This window comes from Nostoc sp. XA010, assembly GCF_020829625.1.
Taxonomy (GTDB): Bacteria; Cyanobacteriota; Cyanobacteriia; order Cyanobacteriales; family Nostocaceae; genus Nostoc.
The window spans coordinates 86657-100647 of the sequence record NZ_JAIVFX010000014.1 but is presented as its reverse complement, the minus strand read 5'-3'; the positions used below and the strand labels follow the sequence as shown (position 1 = coordinate 100647).

At 40.6% G+C, this 13991-nt stretch carries 14 protein-coding genes and 1 tRNA gene; 5 read left to right on the top strand and 10 right to left on the bottom strand.

Translation table 11 applies throughout. The features are described from left to right. Positions 1–37: 37 nt before the first annotated feature. The 4 genes from LC608_RS20600 to glmM all read right to left on the bottom strand — a co-directional run bounded on the left by LC608_RS20600 (position 38) and on the right by glmM (position 5369). Positions 38–1195 carry a glycosyltransferase family 4 protein gene (locus LC608_RS20600; protein ID WP_229555288.1) on the bottom strand — a complete coding sequence of 386 codons (1158 nt, stop codon included), beginning with the start codon at positions 1193–1195 and terminating at the stop codon, positions 38–40. A gap of 11 nt (positions 1196–1206) precedes the next feature. Further along, a complete protein-coding gene (gene hpsL / locus LC608_RS20595) occupies positions 1207–2862 on the bottom strand; it encodes a hormogonium polysaccharide biosynthesis protein HpsL (RefSeq protein ID WP_229555287.1) in 1656 nt (551 codons plus the stop codon). A gap of 36 nt (positions 2863–2898) precedes the next feature. Further along, positions 2899–3666 (bottom strand): glycosyltransferase family A protein, encoded by a 768-nt coding sequence (locus LC608_RS20590; protein ID WP_229555286.1) that lies wholly within the window; start codon positions 3664–3666, stop codon positions 2899–2901. Positions 3667–3899: 233 nt separating this feature from the next. After that, complete coding sequence (glmM, locus tag LC608_RS20585; protein ID WP_229555285.1) at positions 3900–5369, bottom strand: phosphoglucosamine mutase; 1470 nt, start codon at positions 5367–5369, stop codon at positions 3900–3902. A 576-nt stretch (positions 5370–5945) separates the two neighbouring features. Here glmM and LC608_RS20580 point away from each other — a divergent pair. The 3 genes from LC608_RS20580 to LC608_RS20570 all read left to right on the top strand — a co-directional run bounded on the left by LC608_RS20580 (position 5946) and on the right by LC608_RS20570 (position 8793). After that, entirely contained in the window at positions 5946–6662 is a 717-nt protein-coding gene (locus tag LC608_RS20580; RefSeq protein WP_229555284.1) for a heme oxygenase (biliverdin-producing), read from the top strand. A 510-nt stretch (positions 6663–7172) separates the two neighbouring features. Continuing rightward, positions 7173–8213, top strand: a complete 1041-nt coding sequence (cobW, locus tag LC608_RS20575; RefSeq protein WP_229555283.1) for a cobalamin biosynthesis protein CobW — start codon at positions 7173–7175, stop codon at positions 8211–8213. Between the two features lie 97 nt (positions 8214–8310). Continuing rightward, entirely contained in the window at positions 8311–8793 is a 483-nt protein-coding gene (locus LC608_RS20570; protein WP_229555282.1) for an ABA4-like family protein, read from the top strand. 168 nt (positions 8794–8961) lie between these two features. Here LC608_RS20570 and LC608_RS20565 read toward each other — a convergent pair whose 3' ends face one another. The 3 genes from LC608_RS20565 to LC608_RS20555 all read right to left on the bottom strand — a co-directional run bounded on the left by LC608_RS20565 (position 8962) and on the right by LC608_RS20555 (position 10145). After that, complete coding sequence (locus LC608_RS20565; protein WP_229555281.1) at positions 8962–9177, bottom strand: acetyltransferase; 216 nt, start codon at positions 9175–9177, stop codon at positions 8962–8964. Between the two features lie 282 nt (positions 9178–9459). Continuing rightward, complete coding sequence (locus LC608_RS20560) at positions 9460–9768, bottom strand: DUF3181 family protein (RefSeq protein WP_229555280.1); 309 nt, start codon at positions 9766–9768, stop codon at positions 9460–9462. Positions 9769–9887: 119 nt separating this feature from the next. Then, positions 9888–10145, bottom strand: coding sequence for a 2TM domain-containing protein (locus LC608_RS20555; RefSeq protein ID WP_229555279.1), 258 nt, complete (start codon positions 10143–10145; stop codon positions 9888–9890). A gap of 124 nt (positions 10146–10269) precedes the next feature. Between LC608_RS20555 and LC608_RS20550 the strand changes: the two genes are divergently transcribed. Continuing rightward, on the top strand, positions 10270–10941 hold the full coding sequence (locus LC608_RS20550; protein WP_229555278.1) for a Uma2 family endonuclease: 672 nt from the start codon (positions 10270–10272) through the stop codon (positions 10939–10941). 22 nt (positions 10942–10963) lie between these two features. Here the strand turns inward: LC608_RS20550 and moaC are convergent, their stop codons facing one another. Further along, positions 10964–11473: a cyclic pyranopterin monophosphate synthase MoaC gene (gene moaC, locus LC608_RS20545; RefSeq protein ID WP_229555277.1), complete on the bottom strand. Its 510-nt coding sequence runs from the start codon at positions 11471–11473 to the stop codon at positions 10964–10966. A 34-nt stretch (positions 11474–11507) separates the two neighbouring features. Here moaC and LC608_RS20540 point away from each other — a divergent pair. Continuing rightward, positions 11508–11581, top strand: a tRNA-Arg gene (locus tag LC608_RS20540). A 38-nt stretch (positions 11582–11619) separates the two neighbouring features. Here LC608_RS20540 and LC608_RS20535 read toward each other — a convergent pair. Together LC608_RS20535 and LC608_RS20530 are read right to left on the bottom strand one after the other, a co-directional pair. Then, complete coding sequence (locus LC608_RS20535; protein WP_229555276.1) at positions 11620–12873, bottom strand: MFS transporter; 1254 nt, start codon at positions 12871–12873, stop codon at positions 11620–11622. A 96-nt stretch (positions 12874–12969) separates the two neighbouring features. Next, positions 12970–13983 carry a glycosyltransferase family 2 protein gene (locus tag LC608_RS20530; RefSeq protein ID WP_229555275.1) on the bottom strand — a complete coding sequence of 338 codons (1014 nt, stop codon included), beginning with the start codon at positions 13981–13983 and terminating at the stop codon, positions 12970–12972. Positions 13984–13991: the final 8 nt, after the last annotated feature.

The following is a 13991-nucleotide window of genomic DNA, read 5'->3' as shown; positions in this document are numbered from 1 at the left end:
TGCCTTAATTTAAATTCAGTCAATAGCTAAAAATTCTTTATCCTCCCGCCGCTACTGCATAAAGCTCATCAAATAACTCATTTTGCTTTTCAGAGTTATGCACAATTTGTGCTTGAGCTAACGCTCCGGCACTTAAAAATTCGTAATGTTCTCGCTTATCACTTCTATCAAGAAATTGAATTATTTGTTGCAATGCTTGCTCTGCCAAATAATCATAAGTGCTATTTAAAATTTCCCAATATTCATTAGTTTTAGTTTTTTCTTCATACATCCAATTGCTCCAGTGCCTAATTTCATTAATTGGTAAGTTTAAAATATAGCCATTTTCGCCATGACGAATAAACTCTGGTAAAGCGCATACATTCGTTGTAATTGCAGGAGTTGCAACAGAAAAACCTTCAATGATACTATAACCATAAGTATCATGTAATGTCGCCATTAATTGAAAATGACTTTGCGATAATAACTCAATAACTTTGTCATTAGGAAGATTTTTATGAAAGACAACATTATTTAAATCCAATAACTTTAAATCCTCTACATATTTGGTTTTATCAGGAAAATCCGTCGGAACTCCTGAACCATATCCCAGATCGGAAATTATATGAAGAGTAATAGGTAAACCTAATTTTTCAGCTTTTTTAGCAAGTCTTAAAGCAACAACTCCGCCTTTGCGGGCAATGTGATTTCCTATAAATATAAGCTGGAGGTTTTGCTGTTGATGATAAAGTTTCGATTCGTTAACCCTTACTGGAAAGCTTGGATGGATTACATCCAATTTCTTACTTATTTTTTCTTTTATCTTCCAACCTTCTATCCGCTTAATTAATCTCAATTTGGCATAATCTGAGATAGCTATAAGTTTTTGGCAATTTTCTAGTGCTAATCGATTATTTAACAATTCATAAATTGCAGCTTCACCTTGATTTTGAGGATTTCTATATAAAAAACGATGATCCTCAAAGGTGATAAACCAAGGTTTGTTTGTATATAAAATTTTGTTGAAAGAATGAATAGCTTGGTATCTTCCCCATACAGGTTGGCACGCAAAAAAGCTGCTTAAAGGATACCAAATTTTTTCTATAGGATATCTGCCTGTGGGGAAAGGCTTGGGACGGATGAGTATATGTCGAGAATTACGAGGTAAATTTGGAATACTGAGGTGCTTTTGACCTACTATGATAACTTTTGCCATTTTTCTTTAATTTAAATTGTTTTTAGACGTTTTTTCTTATTTTTTTGCTCAGGGTTAGCATCTTCTATATCTTGTTTCTCCAGTTCTGGCAATTTAAAAAGAACTCCCGCAAAAAACCAATAATAGACAGCAACCGGATCAACATCCAGAGGATAGTAATAGGTGTTGTAGCTAATAAACAATATAAACACCCACAAAGCTGCTCCGTAACTGCGGAAATTACGGTTCTTTATGGAGCGATAGGTTTTAAAGCTAATAATTGTTAAACTTGTTACCAAAGCCAGAAAACCTAGCACTCCTATAATTCCAACTTCAAAAAGTACTTTGGGATAGTAGGTTTCCACTAGCTTAGTTTGACCCATTACGCGGGCAGAGTTAGTTGCTCGACCTAAGCCACTTCCTAATGGGCCGTCTACGTTTTTCCAATTTTCTTGAAATTGCTGAACGATAAAATCTTGAGGTGGTGAAGCCTCCCATCGACCTGTAAAACTCTCGGTTCTCTCTTGGACGACAGCAGGGTTAGTCACTATTGCTATTCCCAGAACTAGGGCAAGTCCTATACCTATGGGAATAAATCGTTTAAGGTTGCCAATTTGACCAGTGAGCAATAGCAAAATCCCGAAGCAGATTGGTACTAAAGCTAAGGCGATTCTCTGTCCAGAAATTACAGCATTGATAAAGACTGTCACTAAAGAACCTAAACCGACCAGCCGCCATATTAGGGAGGGGTCGGTGAAGCCGGTGGCAAAGGTAAAAAAGGTGCTAGAAATTAAGAACCATGCCCACTGCCAAGGAGCTACAAATGTCCCTGGTAGGCGAATGACTCCTTCTTCGGGACTATATAAGAGCGCTCCACCAAAATAACACCGGGCTTCTAATGATGTGACAAATAGGGCATTTCCTTCAAGACCTCTAGTGCCTTGACATACACCAGTTAGTAGTAACAGGTATTGAATAAATCCCAGCACGCAGCAAATCAGTATTAGGACAATCTGGAGGCGCGATAAAAATAGAAAATCCCGTTTATCACGAATTAGATAGTAAGCACAACCAATCAAGGGGACATAGCCTAAAAATACTTTTAGTCCCAGAATGCCCATACCTAATGGTATTTCTTGGGGTGCTTTTTCCAATAATCCCACGCTAGGCGGGTTAAACTGCTGTCCACCATTTACAAATAATAGTGTTAGCAGACTACAACCTAAAACAATATAAAGTGGAATTTTAATGCCTTGGGGAATAATTAGGGGTAGCCCCTGTTTACGGCAAGTCTGCCAAAGTCCAATTAAGGCTGGAACATAAAAGGCATCTTTAGCTAATTGGAGTATGGGATTATTGCCCAAATAGTAGGTGATAGTACCCCCAATAGGTACATAAATGATGAAGGTATATAGCGCTTGACGCGGGTATTTGTAGGAAAGGGATATGATAATTATCCCCAAGACACCAGAGATTGCTGCTTTAATTCCAGCTACGAAAAAAAGCACAATGCCAATGAAGACACCGCCAAAGGTGGCGGTGGTCAGTAAACTAATGAGTTCTTTACGTGCTTGGCCTGCTTTGCGTTTTTGAGCTAACTGTTCTTTGAGGTTAAGGGTAAAAGTTTCCTTTTTAGCCTGCTTTTTCGAGTTTTTAGATGGTCGGGATTTTGATTGTCTTTTCGGCATAATGGTGCTGTAGCCTATCACCCTCAGGGAAATATATTATAGTTGACAAACTTCTCTGGATTGCTGTAAGCCATACAATCCGAATTCATCCATAACTGATTGATTTAATAATTTGCGATTAAAAATGTTAAATCTTAATCTTTTTGAATTATCAAAAAGATTTTCTCCTGTATCCAATATATAAACTGCACCTGGGAATGGTAATGATTTAATAGGTTTTGCTCTATTATTTAAAATATCTCTGACTTTAGCGTGGTCTATATAATATCTATAGTATCCATAGCCACGATTATATTCTGCGGCTTCAGGCAAATCATTGAAATCATATCGGATAATGTTACAGCTGCCGCACATTTTATAAAAATTATTTCTTTTAATATATATGTAATTACTACCTTCTTGATATTTATAACCTTTATTTATAAACCATCCATTAGAATCGGGATATTGTTTAATAAATTTGGCTAGATTTTTACTAACACAATCGTCAGCATCAACTGTCATAGTGTGAGTGGGAGAAAATTGACGAGCATAAATCAATCCTTTTAATATTTTACGCCCTTTATCTGTATCTCCTTTTGCTACAGGGTTAGTTTCGTTGGGAGCGGAAAAATCAACTGTAATATATGTGATATGAGAATGAGTGAATTCTATTTGTGGTTTTTCGTGACAAACAACAATAACGTGAAAGTTTGGTGAAGTTTGATTGCAAACTGATTTAATGCATCTTTCAAATAATTGTGTAACACGTTCCCAGGAATTGGAAACTTTTGCACTTTTGAGTGGGATAACAAAAATAAGCATAATATTATCTTAGAATATATAGCTAAGAATCTCGAAATAAATAATAACACGTTCAGAGGAACGCCAGGACTGATTATCTTGACGCGGTGAGTTTTGTTGACAAGTAATAAATCGGGCATGATCTAACAATGCAAATACAAATGTCACAGCTTCTACAAATTAACCAGCTTTGGTCATTAGTAGAAGCTGTGACGTAAAATTGGCGCTTGTTAAAAGCTTAGATAATACCTAATTTAGTCCATCAGATGCTGTTGGACTTTTGAAACTAATTCATTTGTCCAGTAGTTGGTAAGTTCAGCATTGGCAGCTTCTACCATAACCCTGATTACTGGTTCTGTACCAGAGGCGCGAACCAAAATTCTGCCGGAATCACCCATTGCAGCTTCAGCAAGAGCGATCGCTTCTTGCACAGGTTGACAATCTTGCCATCCTAAACGGCGATCGCGATCGACAACTCGCACGTTTCGCAACAATTGCGGATAGGTCTGGAAGCTTTGATCTACTAATTCGCTAAAGGGAACACCCGCCTCTTTCACCAAAGATGCTATGTGTAATGCTGTTAATAAGCCATCTCCAGTTACCGCATAATGACGGCAAAGAATATGACCTGATTGTTCGCCACCCAGCATTCCCCCAGTCCGCAACATTTCGGCTTGTACGTATTGGTCGCCGACTGCGGTACGAATTAAGTTACCACCAATTTTTTGCCAAGCTTTCTCAAAGCCTAAGTTAGCCATAACTGTAGATACAATCAGGTTGTCTGGCAGTTGTTGGTTTTGTTGTAAGTGTCGTCCCCATAAGTAGAGAATGTAATCACCGTTAACTTGCCTGCCAGTATTGTCTACTGCTAAGACGCGATCAGCATCGCCATCAAAGGCAAAGCCGATATCGGCGTTGTGTTCTTGTACTGTGGCTGCAAGAATATCTAGGTGCGTGGAACCGCAGTTAACATTAATGCGATCGCCATCTGCTTCGTTATGCAAGGAGATTACCTCTGCCCCCATTTCTGTAAATACTGATGGTGCTAACCCGACTGCTGCTCCCCACGCCAAGTCTAAGACAATCTTCATTCCCTGAAGATTTAGGGCACCGTTCAAGGGTTTTTTCAATGCCTCGCTATAATGCCCGACTAACTCCAAACGTGAGTAATGCCGTCCGCAATTACTGATAGCAATAGGTGATATTTGGCCACGCAGTCCCGCTTCAATTTCTGCCTGCAATATTTGCGGTAACTTTCCACCATTGGCACTAAAAATCTTAATACCATTGTCTTCTGGGGGATTGTGGCTGGCAGAAATCATCACTCCGCCGATGGCATCACTGATGCTGGTCAGATAGGCAATGCAAGGAGTGGGACATAATCCCAAATACCAGACCTCTAATCCTGCTGCTGTTAACCCTGCACTCAAAGCCATTGCCAGCATATCGCTGGAGTTTCTGGAGTCCTGTCCGAGAATGACTGGCCCTACTTGAGTAGCATGATTTTGTAAAACAATCCCTGTCCAAAAACCAACTTGCAATGCTAGGGGCGCATTTAGTAATTCTCCGACTCGTCCGCGAATTCCATCTGTACCAAATAAGGGATTTGCTGGTAATGGAATTAAATTCAGTGCAAAACTGCTCTCAATCCCTTTGCTCAATGCATCAACTTTGGAAGCAGAATCCCCCGGAATGCCCGGTGTCCGAGTTATAGATGAAACCATATTTTTAAACACTCCACACAATCACACTGAAAAACAGCACTTAAGACTTTATTCAGCAATTTCGACATGCTTTTTCTCTTTAGAAATTCATTCTAGATTAAGCTACTATTACGTAATAATACGTAATTTATGCCGATGTTATTGTAAATCTTTGATAAAGTCAGTATTGGTTTTTACGTTATCAATAAAGCTTCCACATTTTAGCTAATTATTCTTTTTATGTATGCCCTCAACCTTAATCTTGATTTTTATCTGGATTAGTTCACACTTTGCAATGCTACTAACCAAGAACAAGCTGTAATAAATGTTGCGTGTGTTTAATCATAAGTGTTTTTCAGGAGAGCTGAGAATCAAAGCAAAATTCAGCTAATAACAACAAAAAAATCAAAACACCGGAATGCAAAGTTATATCCTCTTACCGTCATTTTTGTATAAAAAAATACAAAAATATGGCGACTTAAAAAATTTTAATATAAATCCTCATCAAATAGTTTTAAGGTAACGTTTTAATGGCTTTTTTAGCCGTTAGTGAATTTAAACTCCGACAGTTAACTTTTTAAAGTTGAGAAATTTAGTATGAGCAGCAATTTAGCAACCAAACTACGTGTAGGCACTAAGAAAGCCCACACAATGGCAGAAAATGTAGGTTTTGTCAAGTGCTTTTTAAGAGGAGTAGTCGAGAAAAACTCTTACCGGAAACTTGTTGCTAATTTCTACTTCGTCTATTCAGCGATGGAAGAGGAAATGGAGAAGCATAGCCAGCATCCAATTCTTTCTAAAATTAACTTTCCTCAGCTAAACCGCAAGTATACCCTAGAGCAAGACTTGGGTTATTACTTTGGTGCTAACTGGCGAGAGCAAATCAAACTATCTTCCGCAGGGGAAGCTTATGTAAAGCGCATCCGAGAAATATCTGCCACAGAACCGGAACTGTTGATAGCTCATTCATATACTCGTTACTTGGGTGACTTATCCGGGGGACAAATTCTCAAGAATATTGCTGTAACGGCGATGAATTTGTCTGATGGACAAGGAACAGCCTTTTATGAGTTTCCAGAGATTCCTGACGAGAAGGCATTCAAAGCCAAATATCGTCAAACTTTGGATGAATTACCCCTCGACGATGCTACCACCGATCGCATCGTTGATGAAGCTAACGCCGCCTTTGGCACGAACATGAAGATGTTCCAGGAATTGGAAGGCAATTTGATTAAGGCTATCGGGGTAATGCTTTACAATAGCCTCACACGGCGTCGTACACGCGGCAGTACTGAACTCGTCACAGCTGAGTAACTGTGTTGAGATTGCGGAGTATGGTGTGTGGAGTCATAAGTTCAGATAGCCTGATGAAAGATAATTCATAGCTGTTTCTGGGGAAAGAGCGATTGACGCTCAAAATGTTTAGGGGCAATAGCCTTGTGACTGCTTTTTATTGGTGAAAGCAAGCATGGGGAGATTGCCCCTCAATTATGTTTAATCAATACCAAATTCAAATATTACACCAGTTTCAAAACCCGCCATAGGTTAGAAACACTATGGCTAATAGCGAAAGTCCTCTCAAGAGGACTAAACTCGTTGATGGCAGGGATTTAAGCTATTAGACAGAGAATAAATTCTCTGGCAGGAGATTGGGCAGATGCAATATCTCAGCTAAACCTCAACTCAACAGTAGCGCCAAAATTTTCAGGCTTACCATAGACTTTCAGCTTAAAATAACTAAGTCAATCTTCAAACCAAGCTTAATCTCAGTATTTAAGTTTGTAATGCGTAAAACTTACCATACTGAGGACATCAGGCAAAAATATGGCTACGAAAATTCCTGTCACAGTGATTACAGGCTTCTTAGGTAGTGGAAAAACCAGCCTAATTCGCCACCTGCTACAAAACAATCAAGGACGGCGTATTGCCGTTATAGTCAATGAATTTGGCGAACTCGGTATTGATGGCGAATTATTAAAATCCTGTCAAGTTTGCCCGGAAGATGGTGAGGGCGACAGTAATATCTTTGAATTAACTAACGGCTGCTTATGCTGCACCGTGCAGGAAGAGTTTTACCCGATGATGCAAGAGTTAATCAAGCGGCGAGATAGCATCGACTGCATTTTGATTGAAACCTCTGGTTTAGCGTTGCCAAAACCATTGGTAAAGGCTTTTCGTTGGCAAGAAATTCGCAACGCCGCCACTGTGGATGCAGTAATTACCGTGGTAGATTGTGCGGCGGTAGCTGCGGGAACATTTGCTAGCGATCTAGATGCGATCGCAGCCCAGCGACAAGCAGATGATAGTCTAGAACACGAAACACCCTTGCAAGAACTGTTTGAAGACCAACTTGCTTGTGCAGACTTAGTGGTGTTAAATAAAATTGATTTGGTAGATGCCGAGACAAAAGCTAGAGTTGAGGAATTGATTAAGCAAGAGTTGCCCAGAGTGGTGAAGATTGTCGAGAGCAATGGTTCTCAACTAGATGCATCTATATTATTAGGATTCCAAGCCGCAGTCGAAGACAATTTAGATTCTCGTCCTAGTCATCACGATACAGAAGAAGACCACAATCACGACGAAGAAATTATCTCAACTAATTTAATTTTGGATCGTACCTTTGATCCAGAAAAGCTGCAACAGGAGTTAGAAAAATTAGCACAAGAACAAGAAATTTACCGGATTAAAGGCTTTGTGGCAGTGCCAAATAAATCCATGCGCTTAGTGATGCAAGGCGTGGGAACCCGATTTGATAAATTTTACGATCGCCCCTGGAAGCCCGAAGAGGCACGGCAAACCCGCTTAGTTTTCATCGGTCGTGATTTGAAGTCTTCCGAAATCGAATCACAACTTGTAGCTTTATAAACATACCCAGATTCCAGACTTTGTAAAATTTGTCGGGATTTATCTTCGGAAAGTTGCGAGTTATGAATCATTAGTTAATTCCACACTTTACAAAAGTATGACTATCTCTCAACTATTTAACGTTGCCAATCTTTTTGTCTTGCCTTTTTGGGCATTGATGATTTTATTGCCAAATTGGAAAGTTACACGGCAGATTATGTCATCATATTTGCCTTTTGTGCTGTTAGCTGGGGCGTATGTGTATTTGTTTATCAACAGCATTACGCCAGAAAATGCTCAAGCTTTATCGAATCCCCAATTAGCCGATATTGCTCGATTTTTTACAGATGAAACGGCTGCTGCAACGGGTTGGATTCATTTTTTAGTAATGGATTTATTTGTCGGTCGCTGGATTTATTGGGAAGGGCAAAAAACAGGTATTTGGACAATTCACTCCCTTGCACTGTGTTTGTTTGCTGGTCCTATGGGATTACTATCTCACATCTTGACTGACTGGATTGTTAAGACATTTTTCCCTAAATTTCAGCAGAATGAAACGGTGACAGTAGGAGAAAAAGCTGCATCATCATCTGGAACATAGATATATATAACAATCATAAATTCTTTGTGAAAAGCCACATCCCCGGCTTCTTTAAGAAGCCGGGGATGTGTAAATAATTAGGAAAAGCGGTGTTGGAGCCGTTTGCTACAAACAAATCACTCTGAAAATTACTACATGAACCCTCTAACTCAAGTGACTTGAAAATAATTAAGCGTTGTCGTGTCTATAGTTAGCATCTAACCAACAGCGTGGTAAAACTTCACCTGAAGGAAAAACGAGATTTTCTTTTTTAAAACTTTCAGGTTGCTGTTCTTCTTGACCTTCTTGGTCTTTTGCGTGAACAACATCATTATTTGGGTCAATTAATTCCTGAATCTCAACAATCTTTACCAATTCGCCACTATCTTTGACTTGTAAAAGCATAGAAATTGCCTCAATGAATTTGCATGAATGTTCAAAGCGAGTCTTAAAATAAACTCGCCTCGCTCAAATGTGAACCGATTTTGAACGCGGAGATTCCTTAGTTAAAGGAAATTTTTATCAGATATCTACACATAAATTAGACGAGATTCATCTGTGTGTATCTGTGGAGTTCATTTTTGTAAAATAAATACAGCAAATATATACCTAATATCGAAGTTAAAATCGAATCAGGGAATGCTGATTAATAAAATTGTCCAACTAAAATAATCTTGGTTTTAGCGATTAGAAATCACGTTGATATTTTTCTAGAATATCTACTAAATTCACTTGGCATTGCAGGGGTAGTAAATCGATTAAGGGAATTTCACGTTTCCCGCCGCCAATTTTTATTGGAATCGATGCCAAGACTTGTAAAACTCGGTCTTCATTTACAGCGTTGGAAGTAATTAAGGGATACAGTTGCTCGGCAACAACTGTATGCAGTTTGGCATTAGATAAATAAAGATGCCATTTGGCAACGTCTATGTAGACGTTTTCGCCAATTTCAGCTGCTAGGGCTTCTAGTAGTTCTGTGGTGTTAGTCTTAGCCATAAAAATAACCCTAAATTAAGAAAAAGTGCGAAATCTCAGGCTTTTTTACATTATGGCTCAATTAACAGCCTAATCCTACTACCAGAGGTTACAATCGCCCCAGCATGAGTAATCCATCTTCAGGTGGATTTTGGCGGAGTTTCGGTGTAGTTAGCGATCGCACTAATATAAATCAGATGCACCAACAATATTCCTGTCCAACTTAAAGTCACCCAAGGCAGCCACTCCCAAGTAGTGCTTTTCAAGATGTGGAAAAACCATAACCCAGAATTGATAGTAGCAGCGATCGCTACATGCACGGCAAAATTCATCCGGTCATCGATCTTGCGGTAATCAGGGTCTTTGCGATCGGGTTTGCGAGGCCAACGAGGAGGCATAAATATTTGTTACAGATTTAAATAGACCCTATTCATTCTAAGGTTTTTGTGGCATTGGTTGCTATTAGACCCTTACAACCAGTCATAATTGAACTGGAAGTCAAGAGCCTGTGGGTTAAATCCTATGACGATCTTTGAGCAAATAGACCCCGATCTCCTTTATCCAGATAGCGACGGCAAACCAATGGCAGACAATACAGAGCAATATCGTTGGATTGTCCTGATTAAGGAGAATTTAGAGATTCTGTTTGCTAATAATGATCGTGTTTTGATTGCAGGAGATTTGCTCTGGTATCCCGTCCGTTCTCGGCTGATTACACCCACTGCACCTGATGTGATGGTTGTCTTCGGTAGACCAAAGGGAAAACGTCATTCTTATCGTCAGTGGCAAGAAGATAATATTCCACCGCAAGTAATCTTTGAGATTCTTTCTTATAGTAATGATACCAAGGAGATGGAGCGTAAGCTGGAGTTTTACGATACTTATGGTGTTGAAGAATACTATTTATACGACCCTGAAAGTTTTCAACTAAACGGCTGGTTGCGGCAAAACAACCATTTGAATAAGCTATGGCAAATGGATGGTTGGCTCAGTCCCCGCTTAGGAATTAGATTTCAAACGGGCCTTGGAGAGTTAGAAATTTACCGTCCAGATGGACAGAGATTTTTGAATTCCCTGGAACTCAATCAACGGGCTGAACAGGCTGAGTTATTGCTAAAACAAGAACGTCAACGCGCTGAACAGTTGGCAGCATATTTGCGTAATCTCGGCATTGATCCTGATAATCTTCCATAATTGGGGAGTGAAATAGAGTAGCTTATTGCTCTGGCGGGGAATAATCTCCTGATTTACCGCCACTCTTACTGATTAAACGAATTGATTCGATTTGAATCGACTTTTCTAAGGCTTTTGCCATATCGTATAAAGTCAGAGCAGCCACAGAAACGGCAGTTAAGGCTTCCATTTCTACACCAGTTTCAGCTTTGGTTTTGACTGTGGCTTGAATTTGATAACCAGGTAGTTTGGGATCGGGTATGATTTCGACTGCGATTTTTTGCAAAGGCAACGGATGACACAGAGGAATTAAAGTGGCTGTTTGCTTGGCTGCCATAATCCCAGCCAATCTTGCAGTTGCCAACACATCGCCTTTTGGGACGTTTCCGGCTTGAATGGCGGCGAAGGTGGCTGGCAGCATCCGCACATTGGCTGCGGCTACTGCTTGGCGGACGCTGGGTGCTTTATCAGACACATCTACCATCTGCGCCTGTCCTTGGCGATCTAGATGGGTTAAGTTGGCAAAATTAGATGGAAAATTATCTTGCGCCATTTAGTTAGAACGTGTTAATATAGATTGTCGGTGAGGGCGTGTAGCTCAGTGGACTAGAGCACGTGGCTACGGACCACGGTGTCGGGGGTTCGAATCCCTCCTCGCCCGTTTTTTAAAGTTAAGAGTTGAAAGTTAGGAGTGATGAGTTAAATTTCATCACTCCTAACTTTTAGGTTGTTCAAGGCGTAGGCATCTGGAGCTAGACCTAGTGCAAAGCGGAGGGAGTTGGATAGGTTTTTGCTCGACTGGGTGAGGAAAAGGATAAGTGCAAGAGAAGTTATCACAGCACCATAGCCAAACATATCGCGGTAGCCTACAAGTTCTGCGATGATACCTAGAAGAGGAGCAGCGATCGCAATTCCCAAGTCAAGTCCAGCTATGCATATAGCAAAAATTTGTCCTCTTTCTTTGGGCAGTGAGCGGTCTGCCATCATCGTGACCATCATGGAGATGAGTGTACCACCACCAGCACCTTCAGCGATCGCAGCCAGTAAGAAAAACATCACGCTGTGAGCTTGCCACAGCAGTATTAACGCTAAAATGTAGCAAAAAATACCAAATGTTATAAATAAACCACGACCAAAGCGATCGCTTGCCTTACCAGCAAACACTCTGATACTAAAACTAGAAATTGCCGCAGCTGTAAAAAACAGTCCGCCATTGAAGTCCACATCGGTGGATTTGAGGAATAACGACACAAAAGTATGTACAGCACCGAGAGACAAACCTACCAACAACATAACTATTGTTGGAACTCTCACCCCTGGAGTGCCCAAAATTTGCCAAAAGTTGCGACCCTTTTCTTCAGTTTGCTGTTGTGTTTGCACTGGCGGATTCGTGACTTGTATGATCTCCAAGAGAGCGACAAAACCCAATTCGGCACAGAAGAGAAATAATATCCCGTAAGTACTTGTAGCTTCCAAATACCCACCCAAGGCAGGGCCAATTGCTAAACCAAGGGGTGTTGCTAAGGTCATGTAACCAATGATTTCGCCACGAGTTTCAGTGGGAGCTAAATCTGCGACTAAGGCACTGTAGCCAGTGGTAAAAGCGGCAACGCTAATGCCGTGAAAAATCCGCACCAAGATTAATAGCCCAAGAGATTGGGTTGCCAAGTAACCAAAGGGTGCGATCGCAGCTACTATCGTACCAATCAACAAGAGAATTTTTCGACCGCGTTCATCGGCTAACCGTCCCAGCATTGGGCGAGATAGCAATAACCCAATGGCGAAACTGCCCATCACAATCCCAATTTCTTGCTTACTTGCGCCCACATTATCGATGTAAAGCGGTAGGGTTGGTAAGAGCGAAGATATGCTCGACCAGAATAATAAACCTGCTGTAAATAAAACCAGCAGGTTGCGCCGCAGTTCGGCGTCAAAGGTATTAAATGCTTTCAAGGTAGATGTAATTTAATAAGGTTTTGTCATTTGTCATTTGTCATTTGTCTAGAGTCAACCAATATTTACTAATGACCAATGACTACTATTGTTACCTTACTTAACATTTTTTGCTACTACTTCTCGCACGCGATAGATAGGCCGTCCTTGGGATTCATGGTATGTACGCATGAGTAATTCTGCTAAAAGGCCGAAGCAAAACAACTGTACTCCAGTTACTAGCAGGAGAACCGCCAAAATCAGCAAAGGGCGATTGCCAATCATCTCGCCTAAAGCCAATTTAACGAAAGTCAAGTAAATTCCGATCGCAGTTCCCGAAACCATTGAAACCAAACCCAACAGCCCAAAAACATGCATTGGGCGGGTGAGGAATTTTTTCATAAATAGGATGGTTAACAAATCCATCAACACACGGAATGTCCGCCAAATCCCATATTTACTGCGACCAAAGCGACGGGCGTGATGGCGTACTGGTACTTCAGTAATTCTAGCTCCTTCAATGTACGCCAAAGCTGGTAAAAAACGGTGTAATTCCCCGTAGAGGTTCATATCTGCTAGGAGTTCTGCACGATATGCTTTCAGCGAACAGCCATAGTCATGAATATTTACGCTAGTAGTACGGCGAATTAGCCAATTGGCAATTTTGGAAGGAAGTAACCTATTTACAGCACCATCTTGGCGTTTTTGCCGCCAACCACTGACCAAATCGTAACCCTCATCCAGCTTCGCTAATAACATGGGGATATCAGCCGGATCATTTTGGAGATCAGCATCTAGAGTGACGATCGCTTTACCGACTGCATAGTAAAATCCAGCAGCCATCGCCGCAGTTTGTCCGTAGTTGCGACGCAAAATCACTGCCTTTAAATCTGTGCGGATTTGCGCCTGTTCTTTGAGAAAATCCCCAGAACCATCTGTAGAACCATCATCTACACAGATGATTTCATAATTTATCTGACTAGAAGATAAAGTAGATGCGATCGCTTCTAGTAAAAGCGGCAAACTTTCCACCTCGTCATGTATCGGCAGCACCACCGAAACATCTGGGACAATAGCCGAAATCGTCCCATTCTCTTCACTCAACCCTTGATCGATCAACCCACTCCTCATAAGCCTCA